This window comes from Flavobacterium beibuense (genome assembly GCF_004151245.1).
Taxonomy (GTDB): domain Bacteria; phylum Bacteroidota; class Bacteroidia; order Flavobacteriales; family Flavobacteriaceae; genus Flavobacterium; species Flavobacterium beibuense_A.
On the sequence record NZ_JUIW01000003.1, the window covers coordinates 113994 to 138081 of the forward strand.

The following is a 24088-nucleotide window of genomic DNA, read 5'->3' on the forward strand; positions in this document are numbered from 1 at the left end:
ATTTAGAACCTATTTCCGAACCCTAAATATTGAACAAGTATATTACGATATAACAAATAAGAAACTTTACCATATGACCACTGAGCAACTTAAAGAAGACTACTATTTAGAGAGAACTTACAAAGAGGTATCAGATACAGAACTTAATTGTAAATTAACCATAATTCGAAAGGCCGACAAAGTTACAGTCACCGGAATTCAAACGAAAATAAATATTTTAGAGGTAGGGCAAGATATTTCAGATTCCCAATTTCAAATTTATCCGATTACTTGGGAAACCTATTTAGATGAAACGATTATCATGCAGTTCAATTTACTCATGTTGAGAATCAATCTTACAGACTTGCATAATACTGAAGGGAAGAAAAATATAGCAGATTTTTTTATTGATTATCCATTTCATGAAGACTAGATACTTGACGCTGTAATAAAATACTGAATTATAAACCATTGTTGCATAAATTATTTAATAAGGTGAATTGGATATGGCAAAAAAAAGGCCCAATAAATCATTTTAGGCCGAGAATACACAACGGGACACAGCCTGTTAGGGTAGTGCATCATATGCTTGTTTATATGTTTCAAAACGCTCACCCTCAATTTTTACGTGAACTGAGTGAGGAAATTGCGAAAGGAAAGATTGCACCTAAATTAGAGTTAAGGTACGGTAGGGATAGTATTCGTCAGGATGATGGAAGGCTTCATACTCCAAGAGTAGATCTAACAACCAAGACTATTGAATTGCATGAAACTTTCCTTTCTTTTTTATGGTGCTGTACCTATTCCATATACGTTCAATATCTTGAAAAAGTCGATTTTCCTCGCATGAATAGACTTAATGGTCGAGTGATTTACCCTATAAATGAGGAAAATATCCAAAAGGCGCGTGAAATGTTTGACTATGCAAGGCTTCTTATTGTCAATTTTGAAGACTGGGACAAAGATAATCTCCCTAACCCTGAAATTTATTTGGCGGAACAAAGAACTTATCCTGAACAAACAAATCTATATTATACCGAAGCTGTCAAGTTTATTTTGGGTCATGAATATACTCATTTGAAACTTCATGCGGATCAAATAGATGCAAATACACCAAACTCCAGCTATCTTGTATTCGAAGCTGAAGCGGATAACAATGCAATAGACATATTGATAGCCGGACTTTTTCCAAAAAATCATTTCGCCGCTGATGCTCAAAAACTGGCAGTATGCATCGGTATAATAATTGGTATACTATCTATGTTTTATTTTACAGCTACAACGTCAGGTACCAGGCACCCAAACATGGAAGATAGATTAACAAATGCTCTTGAACGATTGCCAATTGAAGACGATCATGAGGCGTGGGGGATAGCTTGCATTGGATTACAGATGTGGGATGAACAATTTAATCTCCAATTAACATGGGAAAACGACCCCGTATCCTATCGTGAACAGTATTATAGAATTATTGAGCAAATCAAGGCCCAGCAATAAAATTCAAAATATGTATGCAAAGCATTGTTGATATCATTAAGAGTATAGAGTCAGAATTACCTTATGTGAATCCAACTCAGATTTACAACGAGGGATGGCTGACGAGAATGTTAATGAATCAGTCTGTAAAGGAGAAAATTAAGTTCGGGGGTCTTGATTTCAAAGATTTTTCAAAATGGACATCAGAGGCACTGATATCTAGCCCGTTTATCAAAACAAAAGAAAAGCGTGAAGGATATACTCATGCGGATATTGTATTTGGAGATTTTATTGTCAATTATAAAGTAAGTGGTAAGGTTGAGGTAGAAGAAGGGGTAAAAATATTCGGTGTCATCGAAGCAAAAATGCGAAGTAGCTTAAGTAAGGGAACCACCAATTTTGAAAACTACAATCAGGCAGCCAGAATACTCGCCTGCATAAGCAGTAATACTTACGAGAAAAACTGTAAAATATATTTTATAGTAGTAGCTCCAAAAATTAAACTCACCAAAATTAACGAGCAAATTGAGATAGAAAACTTACTCGATGGAATCAAAACTAGATTTGTCGAATATGATGAAGACTTCAAATTAAAACAGAATATGGATTCTCTACTCGCTAAAGCCACTGTTTGCAATGTCTTATCCTGGAATTACGAGGACTGGATTGATGCAATTAAAGACTCAGCTTCAAAAAAAATGCTAGGAGAATTTTATAATGAAACTAAGAAATGGAATAGCGTATATTAGTTTTGCAGCTTTACACTTCAACGTTTTTTGTTCCACATCCGGAATAAAACAGATATGTACAATAAATTTGGTTACCTTAAAGACTTTAATTATACAATGCTATAAAAATTCAAAAGATTAAAAATGAGCCAATTCAAAACTTTAGCACTAAGCCCTGTTACCCCAAAAATAAATCTTCAATTTACTCACCAACAAACAGGCATTACCATACATTCGATTGAAATTCCTTTTCTTTCCAAGATCAGCCAGAACGTGCTTTCTAATTACCTTTCAAACGTTGATATAATTTTCAGATGCAGTAACGCTAACGGCTCAACTGAAAGTTTCACGTATCCTGTGAGAATAACACCTAACCAGATAGACAATATTTTTGTGCTTGATAAACATATTCCTTTACAGTACGAGACAACGCAAACGGGACTCTAGGATTCTTTACGGCTTTGGATATTGAATTAATTGCACCCTATAAAACAAAAGAGTTCATAGCTTACATTATATATGATGCATAAATAAAAATATTGTAAATGGAAGAGAGAATCGTACAATTGAAACACCTGTTCGATAATGGGATCAATCTTGAATTATTTCAAAAGTTGATCCAGCACTCTACAGACGGAAATTCAGAATCAACCTCAGCTTACGCTAATAATCAGGAAATTCCCGCATGGGTAGCGATGTATAACAGGCCCTTTGTCAGTTTAGGGGTTACTGAAGGACAAGTGAAATTGTTTTTAGACTACATGGCTACTCACCATAGCAGGTTCTTCAATAAATCCGCAGACAGGTACGCTGTAAATAAATACTTTAACAAAGAAGAAAAGGCTTGGAATAATTTTCAGTTTGAATTGATACTGCCAACCTCTTTTGCTATACTTTAATTCAGGAAATGCGAAATACTCAAGTCTTTTTCGTACGTTATGGCGGTAGCTTAGTAAGCTTACTAAGGTAAATTTTACTATTTTTGAACCATGAACACTTCTTCAGTAACACGCCGAAATTCCAGCCAGAGTGTCCATTCTTTACTAAAAGAAAGTGGCATGCAGGTACTTCTTCCTGAAGGAGACCCCCTAAAGACGCTCCACAGCGGAAGAGTGATGGCTAAGGCGTGGTCCAGGACGTTGGGAGCGGACAAACATCTAATCCAGGCACAGAATTTTATACGACAGGCAATAAGTATCTACTGGCAGGTTGTGCATGAGAGCAGTCTGCGGCAGAAACCTTTGCCGGCACTACAATACCATCTGACAAAGTCAAAACTGGACAATGCAACCTTGGCAGTAGCCGGCGCCGTTGGAAGAGCCGCTGCGCATTTGGGAGTAATAGAAGCAGCTTACTATCTTGGAAATATCTACACTGCTGTTTTACCTGAAGGCATTCGTTCAGGCAACGGAGTTTTTTATACACCACCCGGGCTTACTCAACGACTAATTGATATGGCGACCCTTGGTGGCGTAGCTTGGGACAAGGCACGTGTAGCTGACCCTGCCTGCGGTGGCGGGGCATTTTTAGCACCCGTAGCGCTAAAAATGATGGAAGCATTGCCTGATTTGAGCAATATCCAATTCTTAGAACATCTTGAAAGACATCTGAAAGGCTATGAGCTCGACCCTTTCGCTGCCTGGCTGACGCAGGTTTTCCTGGAAATAGCCGTTAAGGACCGAATATCCGGAGCAGGCAGAAGGATGCGCAATCTCGTGACGGTTTGCGATACCCTTGAATATTCTTTCGAAAGAGAGGAGAAGTTTGACCTTGTCATTGGAAATCCTCCTTACGGTAAATTAAAATTAAGCGAACAGACAAAACTGAAATATAAGGATAGTCTATTTGGGCATCCTAATCTTTATGGGCTTTTTACGCATTTGGCGTTAAATATGGTAAAAACCAATGGTGTAGTGGGATATCTCACTCCCACAAGCTTCCTTTCGGGTGAGTATTTTAAGAACTTAAGGCAATACATCCTAAGCACCGCAACACCGTTAGAGATTGATTTTGTTGCGGTTCGTAAAGGAGTTTTTGATGATGTGCTGCAGGAAACCATGCTGGCGACCTATCGAAAAGCGAAATTCAAAAGATCTAAGGTGCTGGTAAATGAGATTACCACCTCCATTTATGACGAGTCAATCATAGAAAGGCTGGGTGATTTTTCATTGCCAACCAAAAAGTCAGAACCATGGATCCTGCCGCGAAGCATCGGTCAGTCTCTCTCGGTTCCTGCCATGGTTAAAATGTCAAACAGATTGTCAAACTGGGGCTTTAGAATCAGCACGGGGCAGTTAGTGTGGAACCGCCACAAGGAACAACTCAATGACAGCTATAAAAAAAATGCCTATCCGGTTATATGGTCAGAAGCAGTGACACAGGATGGTGAATTTATACACAGAGCGGAGAAAAAAAATCATTCTTTTTGGTTTCATTATAATGGCGAGGAATTCCTTCTCACTACCAGGCCCTGCATCCTTCTGCAACGCACAACATCAAAAGAGCAGGAGAAACGCCTAAATGCTGCGGTATTGCCGCAATCGTTACTAGATAAGCGAAAAGCGGTAGTGATAGAAAATCATCTCAATATGATATTTCCTGTTACGGAATCCCCGCCGGTCAGCTTAGAAGTTGTATGTGCTTTTTTAAATAGCAGGGCAGTCAATGATGCTTTCCGTACCATAAGCGGAAGTGTAGCAGTTTCAGCATATGAGCTAGAATCATTACCAATCCCGAGCCCTTCAAAACTTAAGAAATTAACACAACTCGTAGCAGAAAAGGCGCATAAGGCACTTATCGAAAAAGAATGCTACGAGCTTTACACCCTATAATAATGGAGATACAATTACCACCATACATAAGCAGAGATCTAATACTTGAACGCCTCCCTATAATATTTCCTGAGGGTACCGCCAATCGTAACTACGTAACCCGAACAATGGCTGCCAGTACCATTTTTACTATGCTGTATATAGGTGCAGTAGATGGCAATTCGATCTATGCTGGCCCCAAACATGTTTATAGGATGACCGAAGAACAGGCTGTACTTCAAAGCAATGCAGAACGCCTGACTTATGGTCGTGAAGCCTTAAAAAAAGGGACACAAGTTGAGGGAACACGATGGTATGCGGATAATACAAGGGAGCCAATCCGCGATGAAACGCTACGAGAGGGCTTGCAGCAGGTTGGTGCGGTACTCGTCCTGCAATCTGTCGCTACAACATCAAGCCGGCCACGATACGCCCTCCAACGAGAGTTCTCAGAACTTTTTGATCCCGGATTGACAGGAGAAGCGCTTACCGATGCCATAACCAACTGGCAGGAACAAAACCTTACAGCAAATGCAAGGTTACGGATAAGTCTGGCCAGACGCACCTCGGGATCGGGCGATAATCATGTCCTGGTCAGATTTCCTAACGGAGAGGCAAGAAGGCTCAGTACGGGAGCCAGTTCGGATATTTCCAAGGCAGTGATAGAGGTGTTCGCCAGTTCATTTTTAGAAAATCCAGCGGTTTTATGGTTAAGTACCAGCGATGCGAAGGTACCTTATCTCGACGAATCGCTTGCAAACGATATAGGCCTGAGGATACAGCCCGACAGGGATCTCCCGGATATAATCCTGGCTGATGTCAGGCATGGCAACACCATACTGATATTTGTGGAGGTTGTCGCCACCGATGGTGCCATTACCCAGAGAAGGAAAGATGCAATATATGCCCTAACGGACGCCGCAGGATTTATGCGGGAGCATATTGCCTTTCTAACGGCTTACCATGATCGTCAAAAAGCAGGTTTCAAGAAAACTATCATCGATCTAGCCTGGGGCTCTTTTGTCTGGTTTGTCTCAGAACCTGATAAAATAGTACATTTCAGGGAGGGTGACGCAATGACACTTACCGATATGATGCGGTAGAAAAAAACAGTTACTTTATCTTATATAATGAACTGAGATCACAAAACCCTTTTAAAGAGATTTGTTCAATTCATTTATGAAGAAAGTTGGAGACATCCCTGCTTTCTTCTGAAAGGCTTTGGTAAAGTGCTGAGTAGTGCTGAATCCTGCTTCATCAGCTAGGGCACTGTTGGTATATAACCTCAACTTTGCATCGCTCTGCAATTGGGTTATTATGTAGTCGACGCGCAAATCATTCAGATATGCCGTGAAATTTTTCTCTCGATGAAAATGGATGACCTTTGTAAGGTATTTATAGTTCGTTTGGAAACCCGAGGCAAGCATTGAGGCATTTATATCCTTTTTTAAAAAACACCGCCGCTTTTCAAACAATTCCAATTTCCTGAGAATCTGCCCGACTACTTCAGGATTTATATCAAGGTTTTTTGTGGCGGAGGTCTTAACCAGGGCTGACCTGGGTTTGTCCTTATTGGCCATCAATTCCTCAAAGTTTTTTTTCCATCTTTTATTGGTGTTGAGATGAAAATAGGTGAAGTTACCCAGGCATATCATAAGAACCACAATGACTACAACAAGGATTATACGATTATTTTTTTCCCGCTCAAGCTCCTTTTGTATTGAATTCTTAGCTTCTATAAGCCTTGTAGTGTCATATTCTTTATGGATCTTTGCTGAAAGATACCTGTAGTCCCTGGCCATTAACTTATCTACCTTTAATAACCTGTTAATATAATAAAGCTGCATTTTCAGGTTCTCCTGCTGTTTGTAATAATCTATTAGCAGTTCATAATTTTGTCTCAGATCAGGGCGGATATAGTTTTTCTCCAGAAATATTCTGTCCACATTCTTAAAGTAACTTACCGCTTGCTGTTTCTCCCCAAGTTCCCAGTAACTTCTGCCTATATAAAAAAGGCCTACGGCCTCGTTACCAAAATCCCCGTCCTTTTTAATCTGAGGCAGTACTCCCTTAATAGCAGCGATGGCATCCTTATAGTCGGATACGTAAAACAGATTAACACCTTTCAGCTGTAGTATATAAGGCATTATTTTGATTCTCTTTAAACTGCGGGCTTCCTGAAAGGCCTTATCGTTAATCGTCACGGATTCAGTGATTTTGCCTAGACGGTTATAAGAAAGCGCAAGGCAATGCAACGCGTTAAGGTATGCCCGTCTGTCTTCTTGTTCAAAATAATTTACGCACTCCCTGAAGAGTGAAACCGCTTCATTATAGAACCCCAGATAGTATTTGATCAGTCCTATGTTATATTTGAGCTTGTATTTAAGATAATCGTCATTCACCCGTGACAAGTAACGGTTGGCAATGACATAGTTATCAAGGGCCTGGGTATGATTTTTTCGGTTGTAAAATAGTATCCCCTTGGTAAGGTAGGCCGAGCCGATTACTTTATTGCTTTCACTTTTTTCTGCCGCGTAGATCATACTGTCTGCATAAACCATTCGCTGGTCATCCGGCAACTCCGAAAGTATATAATGGTAAGCGTTAACGGTCTCGTCCCATTCTATGGATTTTTTGGCCTTGATAAGGTAAGCCTGGAGATAGGGCCATACTTCTTTCTGCCCGCTGTATTTCTCAATATGGCTGTAGAGCTGGTCGAAACTATGAGAGCAAAGCGAGTCAACTGCCTTTTCCTGACAAAGAACTTCAGAACATAGGAATAGGATTGTGATGAAAACTAAGGTTCGCTGTATCATTTAAAGAGACTATTGTTTTGTTGCGCGATAGCACTTTCTTTAGGACAGGCCTTACAAAGATGTAAGTAGTAGTGGGGGGGCAAAAATAATCCAAAGCTTTTATTAATACGCTTCTTTAGGGAAATTTTATGATATGTAATTCCGGAATTCAACAGTGCAATTTCTGAAAAGAAGGAAGTAACTGTTTGCAACACATGATTATGCCGGATAGCTTTGCTTTCGAATTCAGGGGGTGACAGCGACACGCTAACATTCCTCGCCCGGGCAAATGAACCGATTATAAAATCTTACTTAACATTTGCGAACATGAGAAAAGCAACAGCTATTTTTATTTTGATCCTTTTAATGACATCGTGCAGTGATGACGCTGTCCGATTTTCAGACACTGACCAGTCAGAACCGACGCTGGTTACTATCAAATCCGATACTATAATCAATCCGGCTCTCGGCGTAACACCCTTAGGTGAATTATATATCAGTATTTATGAGAGTTATACAGCGCAGGGGTATGGTTACGGGAGCAGTACGAATGTTGCTGCCAACGTTGAATCCGTTGCTATATCGGATCCTTCTTTTTCGGTATTGTTAAATAGCCAGCCTTATATTCCCGTATCCCCTGATATCGTGGCAGCCATTAAAAGCCAGGCTATAAACAGTTCCCTGTATGCTGCCCTGCAGGCAACCTCATTATCGGAAGCCGGAAAACAAAAATTATTGCAGCTATATGAGAATTTAGAAATTCTAAAAATGGAAAATATGGAGTATGATGCCGTCAATAGCTATATGCTGGAATATGATGCTTCTGTTTCGAACAATCCCGGCCTTACACCTAATGATTCCGAGATCCTATTGATCACCAGTACCATCCTGAACAACGGATTCTATGCCGAGAGCAAAAAAAGAAGGAGGGACCGTGACTGGGATCTGTCCATAGGACACATTGCCACCACCACCTATGGTGCCGACCTTGGTCCGGCTGATGCCATAACATATTCCCTCTCCGGTAAATATAGTTTATTGTAACATTATGATTGTTTTTGATCGTTATGGATGACGAAACCATGATTGCTCTAAAAGAGGATATTGTAGCAAGATTGATACGATCTCCCCATGCGCTGCAAGGTGTTCTGGCAGAGCATTACTTTCATATCGTTTATGTCTTAAAAGGCTGCCTGACTATCAAAAGCAACACTATATTGTCTCTGGAAGCGAAGACTATTACTTGGATCGAGAATGGATTATACGATGTCAGAGCCAATGAATTAAGGTCATTGAGATGTTTTGTAATTTCTTTTTCAAGTAATTTTTTTAAACATGAGGGATTACGGTTTAAGCATCTGAAATTCCAGGTAACCCCGGTGCACTTTGGAGGAGGTCGGTATGATCCTGCTCCGGCGGAGCACCGGGTTATCGTTATACTATTGGAGGGCCTTTTCATCTCTTATTCCGCCACACATGAAATAACATCAGATTTTCTAGTTTATCTGATCGGCCTTCTATCGGGGAAGTTTAGCGAGCGGCTTGAAGGATGCCTCAGAAACGCCATTTCATTGCTGACCCCGAAAGGGCAACTAGCCAGGCGTTTTATTGATCTTGTAGAACTTCGATGCACCGAAAGCCACGAGGTCTGCTATTATGCGGACAAGTTATGCATTACACGAGGGCATCTTACCAGGATCATGAAGGAAACAAGTAACAAAACGCCGAAATTTTATATTTCTGAAGCGCTGATCTCCCGATCGAAGACGCTCCTACTGGATGGGTATGCTACAATTACTTCCGTTTCTGACTCACTTGGATTCAGCAGCACGGCGAGTTTTAGTACATTTTTCAAAAAACATATGGGAAAGACCCCCTCAGCGTATCGGAAAAGTTATTTAAAAACATGAGAAAATGGCACAACACTATCCCCTAGAGTGGCTTGACACCCTCATCTCGCTAACCCTGAACCCCGCCAAAATATATCTTCAAGACCTTACCAAGGATGATATCCAAAGCCTGTCTGAAAAAGCACTTATAGAAACCACTCAGATACAATCTGAGCTCAAAAACCAGGTCTTTTCATTACATAAAGAAAGTCAGTTGCGGCTGTTGGTCCAAAAATACCATTCTGCACTGATCATCCTGCTTGACACGGTGAAAGGATATGAAAAAAACGATGCCTTTGAAAAGTCCGAATACTGTAATCTCTCCAGGACAGTTGTATCCTGCCTGGATGAGCTGTTGTTTTTTATTGAGGTAAGGTTTGCGAATTTCCTTAGTATGGAGGAGCGCGTGCCCTCTACCTATCTCAATGTGTCCCGAAAAGAGCTAAAGCTAAAACTGGACCACCTCCAAAAAAAACTTGTAGCGGATGTAGCAGATCCCATTTTCAGCTCTCTTGTATTGGATAACCTCTATAAGTTCGTAAATGCCAAGAAAACAGAAAGTATCACTTTCAGAGAGCTGCTTTATCGCAAAGAACTTGTCCAGAAACTTGAATTGCTCGGGTTATCCGAGACCCAGACCAGCATATACAATGCCCTAAATGAGCTTTTGATCTATATGAATTTCAATAGCAGGAGTTACATCAATTATTTTACCCGGTGTATCGCCAATAAAATCAATGGGCTCGCCACCAAGACGGAACGGATCGACAGCCTTCATTTCCACTTCAAGGAATTTCGTCAGATGCATACCCACCGCAGTATGATACTCTACCCGGAACACCAAACACTAAAGGCGATATTGAGCAATTGGTTTGAGCAGGAAATCGCCTATCTGGAAAAGACTATGCACCTTGCACCCAATCCGATAAAGGAACTTAAGAAGAACAACCTGGGGCAAACCAAAGTGACCGATAAGCTTACCGTCAATCTGTCCGTCGACCAGATCGCACTCATTTTACGAGCAGCAGATGAATCAAAGTTGCTGCATGCCCGTTCAATGAGCGATGTATTCAAAAAGATTGTGCCCCATCTTTCTACAGCCAACAAGAGTGAACTATCCTATGATTCAGTGCGATCGAAATCCTATAACGCGGAAGAAAGAGATAAAGCCATTGCGATCGAAGTCCTGGAAAAACTCATTAGGAAACTCAAGACCTATTAGGCCTTATTATATAGCCAGGGTACAACCTGGGGTACAACCCAAAGTTGTACTTTTTACATCTTGAAATATAGCATTCCTTTGTTTTGTAAATGTTTACATCCGGAGAAACCGGAATATAGCTGATAAATGTTGAACGAAAAATGAATGCTTATGTTTACAGAAATCTCATGGTCTGCCTACCTGACCACTACAACAGTTGTACTGTTGTTATGGTATTCCTTCCTCGGGGCTAAAATATACTACTACGACATCAAGTCCCTTTGGAGCGGCATGTTGAGAAGCCACCCCCAAACCCTGCCGGGCGAAAACGATGAAAGTACACCCTTTGAATCCACACAAACTACCGGTCAGACAGTAACAAATATTCCTAAAAAAACAATTTTGACCGACTTTGAGACGGTTGAAGAATTGGTTGAAAGGGTAAAATCATTGGTTACAAATGCTGTGGAGCAAAGAACGGAAAAGGAAAATTTCCTACCCGGGATCAGAAAGGTACTGGGTGATTATCCTTCCCTTGGAAAATCACGGTTCCGCGGTTCGATAAACGAGTTTATTGTCTCTGAAGGCGAAGAGCAGGGTATGGCTTCCCTCACTCAGGAAGAAGTCGATAAGCTATGGGTAGACCATTAAAAATTATGCGGAGGTTTGGTCCCTGCTCATCCCAGTGCAGCAAGGAAACGTGACAGAAGGAAAGGGGAGCGTAACAGCGGCACAGCCTCCGCTATTTTTAAATATGCAACTTTTAAATGATGCGATATGAAAAACATGAATTGGAAATTAAAAGCGACAAAGCCGTATTGGCTTATGGCATTTATTGTCCTGCTCCCGGCCCACAGTATCTATGCCCAGGATGGCATAGCCGGCATAAATGAAGCCAATCAGCAGGTCAGGAGCTACTTTGACGCCGGTACCGACCTTATGTATGCTGTAGGGGCCATATTGGGGCTCATCGGAGCAGTAAAAGTGTACCAGAAATGGAATGCGGGCGATCCTGATACCGGAAAGGTTGCGGCAGCCTGGTTTGGCAGTTGCGTTTTTCTTGTGGTCGTTGCTACGGTCATACAGTCTTTCTTTGGCATCTGATTGTCCAAGCGATGTCCAGCAGCGTTTACAAGATCAATAAAGGGATCAACCAAAGCATTGTATTTAAAGGGCTAAAAGCGCAATACATATGGTATCTCGGGGCTGGGGTACTAGTGCTGATGGTGCTTTTTGCATCTATGTATATAGCCGGTGTGCCGTCACTGCTTTGTATTGCACTTATCGGTATTGCAGGGACTTTATTGGTGGTCAGGGTCTATAAGATGAGCCATAAGTACGGGGAGTACGGAATGATGAAGGCACTGGCCAGAAGACAGCTCCCCAGTGCTATAAAGTGTTACGGCAGAAGTGTGTTTTTTTGGAATAAATAATGTAAAGGACGATGAAAAAGGAAACAAGATTGGAAGAGGTATTCCCGATCATGGATGTACAGCACGATTGCATCCTCTCAAAAATGGGCGATGTCACCATTGCCTATAAAGTTGAGCTGCCCGAGTTATTTACCCTGTCAGATCAGGAATATGAGTCATTACACCAAACCTGGCTAAAGGCTATAAAAGTACTGCCTAAACACAGTATCCTTTACAAACAGGATTGGTTCCTGGAAAAGGGGTACGTCCCCGATTTTACTAACGATGACACAAGCTTTTTAAGCAGGAGCAGCGAACGGTTCTTTAACGAACGCCCGTTCCTTGACCATTCCTGCTATCTTTTCATTACCCAAAAACCGGAAGGAAGAAATGGATCTACCTCCTTGTTTTCCAGTCTTCTCAGAAGGACACTGGTTCCTAAAGAGTCGCTTAATCCAACGGCACTACAGGATTTTCTTGATGCAGCAGGACAGTTCCGCAGGATTATGGAAGACAGCGGTTTTGTATGTTTTTCACGACTTTCGGACCAGCAGCTACTCAGCCTTCCCAGGCAAGTGGGGATCCTTGAGCAGTATTGCAGCCTTTCCGATACCACGGGAAATTATATGTATGGAGATATCGCTTTTGAAGACGGCCTTTTGATCAATGGCAAGTTTTGCCAGTTGTACACCCTTGGAGATGCGGCCGATCTTCCGGCCTTGTGCGGTTCGAGGATCACCTACGACAGGTATTCTACCGATAAGACAAAATTCAGCGTAGGCTTTGCCTCGACACTTGGCCAGTTGCTTTCCTGCAACCATATTTACAGCCAATACCTTTTTATCGATGATCCGGCCAAAACCCTGAAGCGTATCGAGAGCAAAAGGCTTCGGCTACAGTCGCTCTCTGCCTACAGCAGGGAAAACCATATCGCAAGGGATGCTGCCAATGACTTCCTTAATGAGGCCATCGGAGCCCAGCGGTTACCTGTCAAAGCACATTTCAACGTACTTGTCTGGTGTGACGAGAAAGAGCAGCTTAAAGATCTCAAGAATAAGGTCTCCTCAGCCCTGGCGCAGATTGACGCAGCAGCAAAACAGGAGACCGTTGGGGCAGCACAGATCTATTGGGCAGGAATTCCGGGAAATGCTGCTGATTTCCCTATCAATGATACTTTTGACACTTTTGCGGAACAGGCCGCCTGTTTTCTGAACCTTGAGACGGGCTACCGTTCCTCCATAAGCCCGATAGGGATACGTTTGGGCGACAGGCTTACCGGAAAGCCGGTGCACGTGGATATTAGTGATGAGCCGGTTCAAAAAGGAATATGCACCAACAGGAATAAATTCATTCTTGGACCATCGGGCAGCGGCAAATCCTTTTTTACCAATCACATGGTGCGCAGCTATTATGAGCAGGGAACACATATCGTTCTGGTTGATGTGGGGCATAGCTACAAGGGGCTCTGCGATATGGTAAAGGGCTATTATTTCACCTATGAGGAAAGTAACCCTATCCGTTTCAACCCTTTCTATATCGGTGAAGGGGATAAGTTGGATACCGAAAAAAAGGAAAGCATCAAGACCCTGCTGCTGGCTTTGTGGAAAAAGGACGATGAGACCTATAACCGCAGTGAATATGTTGCGCTTTCCAATGCCCTGCAACTCTATTATTCCAAGATAGATAGCCAGCCTGATCTGTTCCCTTGCTTCAATACATTCTATGAGTTCCTAAAGAATGATTTTCTGGAAGTCCTCAAAGGTGACAACGTAAAGGAAAAGGATTTCGATGTCAATAATTTCCTTTATGTTCTGCGACCCTATTACCGGGGCGGAGAGTTTGACTACCTGCTTAATGCTACCGAAAATCTCGAGCTGCTCAAAGAAAGATTTATCGTTTTTGAACTGGACAACATTAAGGATCATCCCATCTTATTTCCGGTGGTGACCATCATTATCATGGAAGTCTTTATCAGCAAAATGCGAAAGCTTAAGGGAATCCGTAAAATGATATTGATAGAGGAAGCGTGGAAAGCTATCGCAAAGGAAGGTATGGCAGAATACATAAAGTATCTGTTTAAAACAGTGCGCAAGTTCTTTGGTGAGGCGATCGTGGTTACACAGGAGGTAGAGGATATTATTTCTTCACCGGTTGTAAAGCAGGCCATTATCAACAACAGTGATTGCAAGATCCTGCTGGACCAGAGCAAATACCAGAACAAATTTGACCAGATACAGGAACTACTGGGGCTCACCGAAAAAGAAAAGGCTTTGGTGCTATCGGTCAATAAAGCCAATGACACCTCAAGAAAATATAAGGAAGTCTTTATTTCACTGGGAGGAATGCAGTCCAAGGTATACAGGACAGAGGTATCATTGGAGGAATATCTTGCCTACACTACCGAGGAAAGCGAAAAAGTAAAAGTACAGGCCTATGCCGCACGCTTTGACGGGGATATCCGCAAGGCGATAGCAGCACTGGCTCAGGATATTCGTGACGAATCTAAAAAGTAAAGCCATGCGTATAAGAAACAGAATTACCATAGGGCTGTTGTGCCTTCTGTTCATTAGCGTAACAGAAGCCCGAACGGTTGCACCGGCGCCGCCACCGCCGATTTTCGGGATTATAAAGGCAGCCGTCAAAGCAGCGATTAAGGCCATTGACCTCAGGATACAACGATTACAGAACAAGACCATCTGGCTCCAGAATGCCCAAAAGGAAATTGAGAATACCCTTTCAAAGCTAAAACTCAATGAGATATCCGACTGGACCCAAAGACAGCAAGATCTCTACAAGGAGTACTACGACGAGCTTATGCAAGTGAAATCCGTCATCAGTACTTACCAGCGGGTGAGGGACATTACCGAAAAGCAGGCAAGGCTGGTGGATCAGTATCAGAGGGCATGGGCGCTTTTCCAGCAGGACACCCATTTCAGCGATGATGAGATTGAATATATGCAAAAGGTCTATTCCGGGATCCTCGGCGAGAGCCTGTCCGATATGGATCAGGTTTTCATGATCCTGGAATCTTTCTCTACCCAGATGAGTGATGCCCGGAGACTGGATATGATCAATGCAGCTGCAGACCGGATTGACAGGAACTATGATGACCTCACCCGCTTCAACCGGCAAAATATCCTGCTTAGCCTGCAGCGCGCCAAAACACAACGTGATGTAGATTGGGTGAGACGATTGTACGGTCTTAACCATTAAACTGAGCAGTTATGAAAAAAGTATTGATAACAGTTTCCGCATTATTTGCCTGCGCATGCATTTTTGGGCAGTCTTCCCAAAAAAAGGTGCTGCTGCAGCAAATCGCCGCACTTAAAGTGTACGGAGGCTATGTACAAAAAGGCTATTCCATAGCAAGAAAAGGGTTGAATACGATAAGTGATTTCAAGGATGGAGAATTCAGCCTGCATTCCACTTTTTTTAGTGCCCTAGCGACTGTCAATCCCAACATCGCCGGTTATGATAAGATTGCCAAAATCATTGGCCTTCAGCTTAAGATCCTAAAGCAACGGCAGGAGGCGTCGGATCTCCTGTATGACGACCTGTATCTGGGGAACGAACGCCAGTACGCAGAAAGGGTTTTTGGCAGGCTTATGGCCGATTGCCGTGAAAATCTTGACCAACTACTCGTGGTGCTTTCCGATTCTTCACTGGTGATGGAGGATTCGGACCGTCTTGCCAGAATCGACTATCTGCATGGGCGAATGCTTGACAACTATGCCTTTTCCAAAAGCTTCAGCGCAGAGTTGGAGGTTTTGCTGGCCTCAAGGCAGCAGGACCAAAATGATATCAACAAAGGAAGAGTACTGAACAAGCTGACCGCCGAACCATGAAAAAGCTACTTGCCTCAGCCGTTTTTATGCTGATCTGGCTGTTACCTGCCAAAACAACGGCACAAATGCAGGAATTGCAGCAATTGGCCCTAAACATTGAAAAACTGGTGCAGTTCAGATCCATTCTGAAGGATATGAAAAAAGGTTATGAGATACTCAATGGAGGCTATAATACCGTAAAAGAACTGTCGGAAGGCAACTTTAAACTGCACGAGACATTTTTGGATGCCCTGCTACAGGTGAGCCCGACCGTACGCAATTACAAGAGGGTCGCCGATATTATCGACTACCAGATTCTCCTTGTGCAGGAATATCAGGCTGCCAGGAATGCCTTTGGCATCAGTGGGGCGTTTAACCCTGATGAGCTGTCATATCTTACCACGGTCTATGATAATCTTTTCAAGCAGAGTCTGCGTAATCTTGACGAGCTCACAGGAATATTGACTGCCGGGAGTATGCGGATGTCGGACAATGAAAGGTTAGAGGCCATTGACAGGATCTATGACGATATGCAGGAGAAACTGCTCTTCCTGCGCGACTTTAACGGTGATGCCAAAATACTTGCATTACAGCGTGCTAAAGAAGAACATGATGTAAAAGCGCTACGCATACTGAACGGAATCAACAACTAAACCCCACCGCTCATGAAAAACCTAAGAACAGCTGCGCTAACTGCCGCTACAGCATTGTTATTGCCTTCTTCCGCCCGGTCGCAGTCATTTGCAGACGAGATGGAGAGTCTGCACGGCACGCTGGAACAATTGTATGATGAGATGATGCCACTGTGCTCGGGCCTTATCGGCGTGGCCCAGGGAATTGCCGGATTTGCCGCGATATGGTATATCGCATCACGAGTCTGGCGGCATTTGGCCAATGCGGAACCCATCGACTTCTATCCCTTATTCCGACCTTTTGTGATTGGTTTCTGCATCACGATATTCCCATCGGTGCTCGCCCTGATCAATGGCGTTATGAAGCCCACGGTAACCGCTACAGCGGGAATGGTAGAGGATTCCAACAAGGCTATAGAAGTTTTGCTGCAGCGCAAAGAGGAAGCGATCAAAACTACGGACACCTGGCAGATGTACGTGGGTGAGGACGGCGATGGGGACAAAGAGCGGTGGTACAAGTACACGCACGACGGCGCAGAGTTTTCCGATCAGGGGATCTTCGAGCGTATGGATACCGGAATGCAGTTCTATATGGCAAAGATGTCTTATAATTTCAGGAACTCTGTAAAGGAATGGATGAGTGAAGTACTCCGTGTGCTTTTTGAGGCCGCTTCCCTGTGTATTGATACCCTGCGTACCTTCCAACTGGTCGTATTATCAATTTTGGGCCCGTTAGTTTTTGGCATAGCAGTATTTGACGGATTTCAGCATACCCTTACGGTTTGGATAGCACGTTATATCAACATATTCCTTTGGCTGCCTGTGGCCAATATTTTCGGAAGCATTATCGGCAAGATCCAGGAAAAAATGCTTCTGATCGATATCGACCAGGTCAACGAGTACGGAGATACTTTCTTTAGCCGGACCGATATGGCTTATCTGGTATTTATGATCATCGGCATAGTAGGGTATTTTACGGTCCCTTCTGTTGCCAATTATATAGTGCATGCAGCAGGTGGTGGTGCACTGCCGCAAAAAGTGACCAATGTATTCACCAGTGCTGCGACCTCCACAGTCTCCAATACGGCCGGTGCTGCCTCTGCCAGTACGGGTATGGCGGCAGATGCAATGGGAAATGCTGCATCAAAGCTATGGCAAAGCATGTCAGGACGCGGTGGGTCCTCGGAGTATTTCGACGACAAGGATAAGTACATGGGTGATAAGCTCAAAGGGAATTCCTAACCAAAACCGTTTACTATGTTTACCAAACTCAAAAACATCGATAGCGCTTTCCGTTATGTAAGGGCTTTTTCTATTGTGGTGGTGCTGAGCTGTGGCTCAGTGAGTATATATGCTCTGTATAAGAGCTATACATTGGTAGAACTGATGCAGGACAAAATTTATATCCTTGCCAATGGCAAAGCACTGGAGGCCTATGCTTCCGACCGCAGGGATAACATCCCTGTGGAGGCGCGTGACCACGTTAAAACCTTCCATAGCCTTTTCTTTACCCTGGATCCGGATGATAAGGCAATAAAAGAGAATATCACCAAGGCGCTCTATCTGGCTGATGATACGGCAAAACGCATCTACGATGACCTGAAAGAAAACGGGTATTACGCCGGAGTCATATCAGGAAATATCAATCAGACCATCAGGGTGGACAGCGTGCGTATCAATACCGATAGCTACCCCTATCAATTTCGCTGTTATGCAATCCAAAAGATCATACGACCAACGAGCATTGTCAGGCGAAGCCTTGTGACCGAGGGCAGCCTGAGAAATGTCTCCCGCAGCGATAATAATCCGCATGGCTTCCTCATTGAGCGTTGGACTACACTGGAGAATAGGGATATCAACTCAGAAAACAGAAAATAATGCTATGGAACGCCAAAACGACCGAAATACGAAACGCGACTTCAGGAATAGCATCCGTGGCTATTCACATTACGTGTATCTTATGGCTAAGTCCCGTTGGGCCGGATGGATGGAGCGTAAGACGGCCAGACTGTCGGTAGCAGGAGTATACGTGCTCTTCGGAACCCTACTTTTTAGTTTCGGAAGCTATTGCATTTTTTTGATATTTCATGGATTTTGGGGCAACAACAGCCTCTCGCCAAAGCTTGAGCCGATGCGGCAGGTGAAGACCGCAGGTTATAGGGCGGGCCCCGCACCTTCAGACCTGAACCAACAGGATTACTATGAGATCACTCGTTTCGAAATGCAGATAGACAGCCTGTGCCGCTACAATCCGGTGCAATATGACAGTATTCGCCGTGCACGTCCCGGGCTACTGGACAGCATCAGGATGGTAAGTAATTATTATGAATCAAACTATAAAAACAAAAAGAATGGAAAATAGAAAAGACTCCCAAGGGGGAATCAGGCAACGAAAACTATTGCTTGTCCTTCCGTTGTTGGCTCTGCCATTTGTGACCCTGTTGTTCTGGATCATGGGTGGGGGAAAAGGTGAAGTTACAGACAGTCCAGAGGTAAGACAGGGATTCAATATCAAGCTGCCCCAATCCAGGCTTACGGGGGAGGACCCCATGAACAAGCTCAATTATTATGACCGGGCTGCCCTGGATTCCATGAAATTTGAAGAGCTTAAGAAAAAAGACCCCAATTACAGGGTCCCGACGACGGAAGTCCAGGATAGCTTAAGACTTCATGAATTCCCTAACAGAAAAAAGGGATTGATCATGTCATCCTATCGCGATCCCAACGAAGAGAAGGTGTACGAAAAACTCGAAGCCTTAAAAAGGGCCATCAGCGCCCCGCCACCGCTAGCTGAAAAGACGAAGAGCAACTATAGGGATCATACGCTGCCCCCTTTACCCGTCAGGTCACAGGAAATGGAATCCATAATGGAATCTTTGGATAATGGAATCGATGGCGACCAGGAGCTCAAGCAAATAAGCGGGATGCTCGAGAATATACTGGATATACAGTATCCGGGACGTATGCAGGAAAAGCTAAGGAAGGCTTCCGAAGCGGAAAGAGGCCGGGTATTTCCGGTTTTTGGCACCAACGAGGCTCAGCCGGTAACGCTGCTACAGGGGGCCGATACAAGGGGCAACGAGGTTTTCGTAAGCAGGAAGAAGACTAATGGCTTTTATTCCCTGGAAGAATCTGCGCCAAACCAGAATGCCCAGATTGCCGCTATCACTGCCGTTATAGCGGAAACGCAGACTATCGTGAACGGCACTGTAATCAAAATGCGTCTTACACAGGAAATTTCCATTAACGGGACAAAAATCCCTAAAAATGTATTCATTTACGGGACCTGCTCCTTAAAGGGCGAACGCCTGGAGGTAAACATTCCCAGTATCCGTTACAACAATACCCTGTTTCCGGTTGAACTAAGCATCTACGACCTCGACGGCCTTAGCGGGATCTTCATCCCGGGAGCTATCACAAGAGATGTAGCAAAGGCTTCTGCCGACCGCAGCATGCAAACCTTAGGGGTAAGCGCTCTGGAGGATTCATGGGAGGCCCAGGCTGCGGGTGCCGGTTTCGAAGCAGCGAAAAGCCTGTTCAGCAAAAAAGTAAAGCAGGTAAAAGTAGTATTAAAAGCCGGCTACCAGGTACTACTGCGAGATGAAAAACAAAAAGACAAATCCTAGAAAAACCTATTATGAAATTTATACAACTTCTACTAATTGCAATGCTGGCCTTTGCATGTCCTATCGGTTACGGGCAACAAAGAGCCAAACTAAATCCGGCCCTGACACAGGATATCGCTATAGCTTATTCTAAAACAACCACTTTGGTGTTCCCATTCGCTGTTTCGGGTGTGGATAGGGGGAGCCAGCATATACTGGTCCAGAAAGTAAGAGGAATGGAAAACGTGCTTCAGATCAAAGCGGCCCAGCAGGGCTTTGCCGATACCAATCTCACGGTATTTACCAGTGACGGAAAACTCTATTGCTTTGCCGTCTGTTATGATGAATCCCCTGACTGCCAGACCTACACTTTTCCTGACATGAAGACCGGAAACCTTATCCAGTTCAGTTCAGAGGCATCAAATGAGAAAGCGCTTCTGGAAGCTGCCGAGCATGTTTTTCATATACGAAAAAGAATAAATGGAATTACCGAGCACAAGTATGGTATTACATTGTCAATTACGGGCCTATTCATCCATGACGACCTGATTTATTATCGCATGAGAATCGATAATGAAACGAATATAAGTTATGATATCGACCAATTGCGCTTCTTTGTCAGGGACAAGAAAAGATCCAAGAGGACCGCTTCACAGGAACTGGAAATATATCCTGTTGCAATGCACCGGCTGGCAGGCAAAATCCCTGCGCAATCAGGCACCACCTTTGTGTCTGTCCTGCCAAAGTTCACCATTCCCGATAAGAAGAACCTGGTTATCCAGCTGGTCGAAAATAAGGGTGGAAGACATCTGGAACTGGACATCAGTAACAGAAAGCTGGAAGGACCTTCAGTACTTAAGCCACTTTTAAATCCCTTACGATGATCATTGATATCGCTGAGCACAAAAAGCTATTAGAAACTATGAGAATGATGCATCAGAAAGGTTTTCACTTCGTAGTATTCCCCATTGCGGAAATAACCTGGACCAGCGAGGTGTCCTGCTTTAAAACCCAATGGGAAGCTGCTGAGCACTGCTATGAGATGTCCAGCGATGTCGATTTCTACAAAAGCCTGCCTATGGATTCACCTATAAAAGACCTTGAGGCGATAGAACATGCCAATATTGATACTACGGTTCATGAAGCTTATGAGATAACCGGGCTGTCAGCGCTTTATGATAATCCAGCACCACTTATAAATAACAATTTAAATAGTGATATTATGAATGAGAAAAATTTTGACTATCTCAAAGACCAGGTCAAATATACCGGTTTTGGAGAAGCCCTCGAGGGAGAGCTGCGACAGCATCTGGAGCAGCTCCAGCCTGAATTCAGCATGAAGCACGATGCCTTTTACGGCAATGACAAGGTCTCTGCCGAGCTGAATTTTAAAAAATCTGAACAGAGTGACCTGTATTTCTTCAATTCCTACAGGGTGCAGCTTCAAAAAGAGGGTTCTGAAGAAACTCTCGCACAGACCATCTACATCAACAGAGGAAATAATATAACCCTAAAGGAGGCGTACAACCTTATGGAAGGCAGGTCCGTTAATAAAGACCTGACCAATAAGGCAGGTGAGGAGTACAATGCCTGGATACAGATGGATTTCAAGGATGCCGACAGCAGGGGCAATTTCAACCTTAAGCACTATCATCAGAACTATGGTTTTGACCTGGAGGCTGCCCTGTCGAAGCATCCCATAAAAGAGCTCCAGAATAGCAGCCATAAGGAAGACCTAATGAATTCGCTCAAAAAAGGTAACCGCCAGTCGGCTACTTTCCTGAAAGACGGAAAAGAGATCAAACAATTTATCGAGGCCACTCCGCAGTTTAAGACGCTGACCCTTTATGATGCCAGCCAGAAACGTCTTGATACAAGGCAGGAGCAAGAGCAATCCAAAGAGGTCAAACAGTCTCAGAGCCAGGGCAGCAAACAAAATGTCGGCGTAGACGACCAGGGTTCCGGAAGCCAGGAAGAAAAAAAGCGATGCCACAGGAAACAATCGCTATAGTAATGGAAATCGATAAGCCTCTAACCGACTTTTTTGCAGCCATCGGCAATGATTACCGCATAAGCAGCACCCATATAGGGGTTTTTGCTGCTTTGCTCCATTACAGGAAGGCTAAAGGCTTTATCAATCCTATCCAAGCCTTCAGTTTCGAGATCATGAAAATAGCTAAAATCTCAGCGCCCAAAACATACAGCAAATGTGTAAGGGACCTCAGTGACTTTGGCTACCTGCGTTATGAGCCTTCCTTCAAGAAGAACCAGGCCAGTAAAATTTATATCAATGAGTGACGGTCCGGTAGACCGTATCATATAATTCAAAACTGTAAAATTATGGAAGAGGGTATATCGAAAGAAGATTTGCGCCAGTTTGGAATTTCTCTTCTAAAGGCGGTGCGCGACCTTGTCCAGCCGGGCATTGAATCCAGCAAGCCCGATACTGAACCGGAATGGCTGAAAAGCCGTGCGGTAAGAAAGTTATTGGATATCTCTCCAGGAACACTGCAAAACCTCCGTATCAATGGTAAAGTACGTTTCAGGAAAGTTTTGGGTTCCTACTATTATAACAAACCGGACCTTATGGAACTGTTCAGTGAGAACAAAAATTGATTATGGATACAACTGTAATTGCAGGGTTTATTGAAAAGACCCAATCGGACGGCAGGCTTCGTGCTTGTCATGTCGCTATAATGACAGCCATTTTCATCCTGGCGTTCCGTCAGGATAGGGTAACGGGTATCAAAGTCAGCCGCCGATCAATAATGCGGTTGTCCCATATTGGCAGCATAGCCACCTATCATAAGTATTTCAAGGACTTGCAGGAATTAGGATATTTCAGTTACGTGCCTTCCTATCATCCCGGACTACGAAGCGTTTTAAATCTTAACCTTTAAAAATGATAAAGCCCGCAATCGCGGGCTTTCTGTTTATATTATCCTGTATTTCTAGCGCATTTTTTCAAAAGCTACTGCCGCTTTCAATTCAGACCTGAACTGGGCTGCGTCCTTTTGATTGCGTATCGACCTTGAAAGCGCATTATCAGGCCTACCTACATCGACAGCCTTATGTGTCGCAGGTACGGCTTTACTTCCTGCTGCAACGCCTTTGATGGCATTAATGGTATGTTGCAATTCTCCTTTCATAGTAATAAAGATATAAAGATTTCGTTGAACAATCAAAAACTATTCCTTTAAGTTTATCAGATAATAGCGGTACAAGTCAACTGTTTGTCGTTGAAAATCAAATGGTTCCGGCAGGTTTGAAATACGGGCCTCCGAGTTCGTCTGTCTCTACATTGCCATTTCTCAAAAGCCGTACATACCAGTCCACGCCGGTTATTATAAGGATATCGCTTAGGGCCTGGTAATTCGAACGGAACATCCGGTGATACAAATAGGCACGCCTGTCATCGGAGCCATCGATACCTATGATGGTACCCGGGTATTGCTGCAAAAAAGCAATGGCTAATACTATAACAGTGGAAAATACCCTGTTGGTATTGACATGCGGCAATGAAACTTTATGCAGAAAGCCGCCATTGCCGTCAGGCGGGCCAAACCCAATGTTGAAAGCATTGGGAAGCAGAGGGTCGTTGATATCCTTAATCTCAACAATCAGTTCCTCCTGTGTGCCGTCTTTCTGAGGTGACATGATACGATAATTCATCATATCTTCGCTTGCATAGTGCGGCATGATGGTGTCCTCAAGATCTATTATAATCATCTGCGGTA

General features: G+C 43.5%; 29 protein-coding genes. 26 read left to right on the plus strand and 3 right to left on the minus strand.

The window, feature by feature from the left end; genetic code table 11:
• Positions 1 to 73 precede the first annotated feature (73 nt).
• The 7 genes from NU09_RS04485 (at position 74) to NU09_RS04515 (ending at position 6096) form a co-directional block, all read left to right on the plus strand.
• Positions 74 to 412, plus strand: coding sequence for a hypothetical protein (locus tag NU09_RS04485; RefSeq protein WP_129750066.1), 339 nt, complete (start codon positions 74 to 76; stop codon positions 410 to 412).
• A gap of 38 nt (positions 413 to 450) precedes the next feature.
• On the plus strand, positions 451 to 1476 hold the full coding sequence (locus NU09_RS04490) for a phage exclusion protein Lit family protein (RefSeq protein WP_165357661.1): 1026 nt from the start codon (positions 451 to 453) through the stop codon (positions 1474 to 1476).
• A gap of 14 nt (positions 1477 to 1490) precedes the next feature.
• Complete coding sequence (locus NU09_RS04495) at positions 1491 to 2204, plus strand: hypothetical protein (protein WP_129750068.1); 714 nt, start codon at positions 1491 to 1493, stop codon at positions 2202 to 2204.
• Positions 2205 to 2327: 123 nt separating this feature from the next.
• Positions 2328 to 2630, plus strand: a complete 303-nt coding sequence (locus tag NU09_RS04500) for a hypothetical protein (RefSeq protein WP_129750069.1) — start codon at positions 2328 to 2330, stop codon at positions 2628 to 2630.
• A 98-nt stretch (positions 2631 to 2728) separates the two neighbouring features.
• A complete protein-coding gene (locus NU09_RS04505; RefSeq protein WP_129750070.1) occupies positions 2729 to 3082 on the plus strand; it encodes a hypothetical protein in 354 nt (117 codons plus the stop codon).
• Between the two features lie 216 nt (positions 3083 to 3298).
• Positions 3299 to 5014 (plus strand): class I SAM-dependent DNA methyltransferase, encoded by a 1716-nt coding sequence (locus tag NU09_RS04510; RefSeq protein WP_242501830.1) that lies wholly within the window; start codon positions 3299 to 3301, stop codon positions 5012 to 5014.
• Between the two features lie 2 nt (positions 5015 to 5016).
• Positions 5017 to 6096: a BsuBI/PstI family type II restriction endonuclease gene (locus tag NU09_RS04515; RefSeq protein ID WP_207209758.1), complete on the plus strand. Its 1080-nt coding sequence runs from the start codon at positions 5017 to 5019 to the stop codon at positions 6094 to 6096.
• 51 nt (positions 6097 to 6147) lie between these two features.
• Here NU09_RS04515 and NU09_RS04520 read toward each other — a convergent pair whose 3' ends face one another.
• Entirely contained in the window at positions 6148 to 7809 is a 1662-nt protein-coding gene (locus NU09_RS04520) for an AraC family transcriptional regulator (RefSeq protein WP_129750072.1), read from the minus strand.
• 306 nt (positions 7810 to 8115) lie between these two features.
• Here NU09_RS04520 and NU09_RS04525 point away from each other — a divergent pair, with 306 nt between their 5' ends.
• From NU09_RS04525 to NU09_RS04615, 19 genes are all read left to right on the plus strand, one after another.
• A complete protein-coding gene (locus NU09_RS04525) occupies positions 8116 to 8832 on the plus strand; it encodes a hypothetical protein (protein WP_129750073.1) in 717 nt (238 codons plus the stop codon).
• A gap of 23 nt (positions 8833 to 8855) precedes the next feature.
• Positions 8856 to 9698: a helix-turn-helix domain-containing protein gene (locus tag NU09_RS04530; protein WP_129750074.1), complete on the plus strand. Its 843-nt coding sequence runs from the start codon at positions 8856 to 8858 to the stop codon at positions 9696 to 9698.
• A gap of 4 nt (positions 9699 to 9702) precedes the next feature.
• Positions 9703 to 10899: a hypothetical protein gene (locus tag NU09_RS04535; RefSeq protein WP_129750075.1), complete on the plus strand. Its 1197-nt coding sequence runs from the start codon at positions 9703 to 9705 to the stop codon at positions 10897 to 10899.
• A 270-nt stretch (positions 10900 to 11169) separates the two neighbouring features.
• The gene (locus NU09_RS04540) at positions 11170 to 11529 is read left to right on the plus strand and encodes a hypothetical protein (RefSeq protein WP_129750076.1); all 360 of its coding nucleotides are present in this window, start codon (positions 11170 to 11172) and stop codon (positions 11527 to 11529) included.
• A gap of 174 nt (positions 11530 to 11703) precedes the next feature.
• The gene (locus tag NU09_RS04545) at positions 11704 to 11982 is read left to right on the plus strand and encodes a DUF4134 domain-containing protein (protein ID WP_242501831.1); all 279 of its coding nucleotides are present in this window, start codon (positions 11704 to 11706) and stop codon (positions 11980 to 11982) included.
• 11 nt (positions 11983 to 11993) lie between these two features.
• Positions 11994 to 12311 carry a DUF4133 domain-containing protein gene (locus NU09_RS04550; RefSeq protein WP_129750078.1) on the plus strand — a complete coding sequence of 106 codons (318 nt, stop codon included), beginning with the start codon at positions 11994 to 11996 and terminating at the stop codon, positions 12309 to 12311.
• Between the two features lie 11 nt (positions 12312 to 12322).
• Positions 12323 to 14803, plus strand: a complete 2481-nt coding sequence (locus NU09_RS04555) for a TraG family conjugative transposon ATPase (RefSeq protein WP_129750079.1) — start codon at positions 12323 to 12325, stop codon at positions 14801 to 14803.
• A gap of 4 nt (positions 14804 to 14807) precedes the next feature.
• On the plus strand, positions 14808 to 15503 hold the full coding sequence (locus NU09_RS04560) for a conjugal transfer protein TraI (RefSeq protein WP_129750080.1): 696 nt from the start codon (positions 14808 to 14810) through the stop codon (positions 15501 to 15503).
• Positions 15504 to 15514: 11 nt separating this feature from the next.
• Positions 15515 to 16135, plus strand: a complete 621-nt coding sequence (locus NU09_RS04565; RefSeq protein WP_129750081.1) for a hypothetical protein — start codon at positions 15515 to 15517, stop codon at positions 16133 to 16135.
• Positions 16136 to 16161: 26 nt separating this feature from the next.
• Positions 16162 to 16767, plus strand: coding sequence for a TerB family tellurite resistance protein (locus NU09_RS04570; RefSeq protein WP_129750082.1), 606 nt, complete (start codon positions 16162 to 16164; stop codon positions 16765 to 16767).
• A gap of 12 nt (positions 16768 to 16779) precedes the next feature.
• On the plus strand, positions 16780 to 17988 hold the full coding sequence (gene traJ, locus NU09_RS04575) for a conjugative transposon protein TraJ (RefSeq protein WP_129750083.1): 1209 nt from the start codon (positions 16780 to 16782) through the stop codon (positions 17986 to 17988).
• A gap of 15 nt (positions 17989 to 18003) precedes the next feature.
• Complete coding sequence (gene traK, locus NU09_RS04580; RefSeq protein ID WP_129750084.1) at positions 18004 to 18624, plus strand: conjugative transposon protein TraK; 621 nt, start codon at positions 18004 to 18006, stop codon at positions 18622 to 18624.
• Entirely contained in the window at positions 18569 to 19108 is a 540-nt protein-coding gene (locus NU09_RS04585; RefSeq protein ID WP_129750085.1) for a hypothetical protein, read from the plus strand. Before traK ends, NU09_RS04585 begins: the two co-directional genes overlap by 56 nt.
• Complete coding sequence (gene traM / locus NU09_RS04590; RefSeq protein ID WP_129750086.1) at positions 19098 to 20372, plus strand: conjugative transposon protein TraM; 1275 nt, start codon at positions 19098 to 19100, stop codon at positions 20370 to 20372. The genes NU09_RS04585 and traM overlap by 11 nt, the downstream gene beginning before the upstream one ends.
• Positions 20373 to 20383: 11 nt before the next feature.
• Positions 20384 to 21235 carry a conjugative transposon protein TraN gene (gene traN / locus NU09_RS04595; protein WP_129750087.1) on the plus strand — a complete coding sequence of 284 codons (852 nt, stop codon included), beginning with the start codon at positions 20384 to 20386 and terminating at the stop codon, positions 21233 to 21235.
• A complete protein-coding gene (locus tag NU09_RS04600) occupies positions 21232 to 22362 on the plus strand; it encodes a hypothetical protein (protein ID WP_242501824.1) in 1131 nt (376 codons plus the stop codon). The genes traN and NU09_RS04600 overlap by 4 nt, the downstream gene beginning before the upstream one ends.
• 2 nt (positions 22363 to 22364) lie before the next feature.
• A complete protein-coding gene (locus NU09_RS04605) occupies positions 22365 to 22649 on the plus strand; it encodes a hypothetical protein (protein ID WP_129750339.1) in 285 nt (94 codons plus the stop codon).
• Positions 22650 to 22691: 42 nt separating this feature from the next.
• Positions 22692 to 22967, plus strand: coding sequence for a helix-turn-helix domain-containing protein (locus NU09_RS04610; RefSeq protein ID WP_129750088.1), 276 nt, complete (start codon positions 22692 to 22694; stop codon positions 22965 to 22967).
• 2 nt (positions 22968 to 22969) lie between these two features.
• Positions 22970 to 23251, plus strand: a complete 282-nt coding sequence (locus NU09_RS04615) for a hypothetical protein (protein WP_129750089.1) — start codon at positions 22970 to 22972, stop codon at positions 23249 to 23251.
• Positions 23252 to 23302: 51 nt separating this feature from the next.
• On the opposite strand, the gene NU09_RS04620 is transcribed toward NU09_RS04615, so the two are convergent.
• Together NU09_RS04620 and NU09_RS04625 are read right to left on the minus strand one after the other, a co-directional pair.
• Positions 23303 to 23500: a hypothetical protein gene (locus NU09_RS04620; protein ID WP_129750090.1), complete on the minus strand. Its 198-nt coding sequence runs from the start codon at positions 23498 to 23500 to the stop codon at positions 23303 to 23305.
• 97 nt (positions 23501 to 23597) lie between these two features.
• Entirely contained in the window at positions 23598 to 24080 is a 483-nt protein-coding gene (locus NU09_RS04625; protein ID WP_242501825.1) for a DUF6934 family protein, read from the minus strand.
• Positions 24081 to 24088 lie beyond the last annotated feature (8 nt).

Bases quoted from the DNA above. Each gene is read 5' to 3' on its own strand.
- NU09_RS04485 (WP_129750066.1), top strand. From the start codon at position 74: ATGACCACTGAGCAACTTAAAGAAGACTACTATTTAGAGAGAACTTAC.
- NU09_RS04495 (WP_129750068.1), top strand. From the start codon at position 1,491: ATGCAAAGCATTGTTGATATCATTAAGAGTATAGAGTCAGAATTACCT.
- NU09_RS04500 (WP_129750069.1), top strand. From the start codon at position 2,328: ATGAGCCAATTCAAAACTTTAGCACTAAGCCCTGTTACCCCAAAAATA.
- NU09_RS04505 (WP_129750070.1), top strand. From the start codon at position 2,729: ATGGAAGAGAGAATCGTACAATTGAAACACCTGTTCGATAATGGGATC.
- NU09_RS04510 (WP_242501830.1), top strand. From the start codon at position 3,299: ATGGCTAAGGCGTGGTCCAGGACGTTGGGAGCGGACAAACATCTAATC.
- NU09_RS04515 (WP_207209758.1), top strand. From the start codon at position 5,017: ATGGAGATACAATTACCACCATACATAAGCAGAGATCTAATACTTGAA.
- NU09_RS04520 (WP_129750072.1), bottom strand. From the start codon at position 7,809: ATGATACAGCGAACCTTAGTTTTCATCACAATCCTATTCCTATGTTCT.
- NU09_RS04525 (WP_129750073.1), top strand. From the start codon at position 8,116: ATGAGAAAAGCAACAGCTATTTTTATTTTGATCCTTTTAATGACATCG.
- NU09_RS04530 (WP_129750074.1), top strand. From the start codon at position 8,856: ATGGATGACGAAACCATGATTGCTCTAAAAGAGGATATTGTAGCAAGA.
- NU09_RS04535 (WP_129750075.1), top strand. From the start codon at position 9,703: ATGGCACAACACTATCCCCTAGAGTGGCTTGACACCCTCATCTCGCTA.
- NU09_RS04540 (WP_129750076.1), top strand. From the start codon at position 11,170: ATGTTGAGAAGCCACCCCCAAACCCTGCCGGGCGAAAACGATGAAAGT.
- NU09_RS04545 (WP_242501831.1), top strand. From the start codon at position 11,704: ATGGCATTTATTGTCCTGCTCCCGGCCCACAGTATCTATGCCCAGGAT.
- NU09_RS04550 (WP_129750078.1), top strand. From the start codon at position 11,994: ATGTCCAGCAGCGTTTACAAGATCAATAAAGGGATCAACCAAAGCATT.
- NU09_RS04555 (WP_129750079.1), top strand. From the start codon at position 12,323: ATGAAAAAGGAAACAAGATTGGAAGAGGTATTCCCGATCATGGATGTA.
- NU09_RS04560 (WP_129750080.1), top strand. From the start codon at position 14,808: ATGCGTATAAGAAACAGAATTACCATAGGGCTGTTGTGCCTTCTGTTC.
- NU09_RS04565 (WP_129750081.1), top strand. From the start codon at position 15,515: ATGAAAAAAGTATTGATAACAGTTTCCGCATTATTTGCCTGCGCATGC.
- NU09_RS04570 (WP_129750082.1), top strand. From the start codon at position 16,162: ATGCTGATCTGGCTGTTACCTGCCAAAACAACGGCACAAATGCAGGAA.
- traJ (WP_129750083.1), top strand. From the start codon at position 16,780: ATGAAAAACCTAAGAACAGCTGCGCTAACTGCCGCTACAGCATTGTTA.
- traK (WP_129750084.1), top strand. From the start codon at position 18,004: ATGTTTACCAAACTCAAAAACATCGATAGCGCTTTCCGTTATGTAAGG.
- traM (WP_129750086.1), top strand. From the start codon at position 19,098: ATGGAAAATAGAAAAGACTCCCAAGGGGGAATCAGGCAACGAAAACTA.
- traN (WP_129750087.1), top strand. From the start codon at position 20,384: ATGAAATTTATACAACTTCTACTAATTGCAATGCTGGCCTTTGCATGT.
- NU09_RS04600 (WP_242501824.1), top strand. From the start codon at position 21,232: ATGATCATTGATATCGCTGAGCACAAAAAGCTATTAGAAACTATGAGA.
- NU09_RS04605 (WP_129750339.1), top strand. From the start codon at position 22,365: ATGGAAATCGATAAGCCTCTAACCGACTTTTTTGCAGCCATCGGCAAT.
- NU09_RS04610 (WP_129750088.1), top strand. From the start codon at position 22,692: ATGGAAGAGGGTATATCGAAAGAAGATTTGCGCCAGTTTGGAATTTCT.
- NU09_RS04615 (WP_129750089.1), top strand. From the start codon at position 22,970: ATGGATACAACTGTAATTGCAGGGTTTATTGAAAAGACCCAATCGGAC.
- NU09_RS04620 (WP_129750090.1), bottom strand. From the start codon at position 23,500: ATGAAAGGAGAATTGCAACATACCATTAATGCCATCAAAGGCGTTGCA.
- NU09_RS04625 (WP_242501825.1), bottom strand. From the start codon at position 24,080: ATGATTATAATAGATCTTGAGGACACCATCATGCCGCACTATGCAAGC.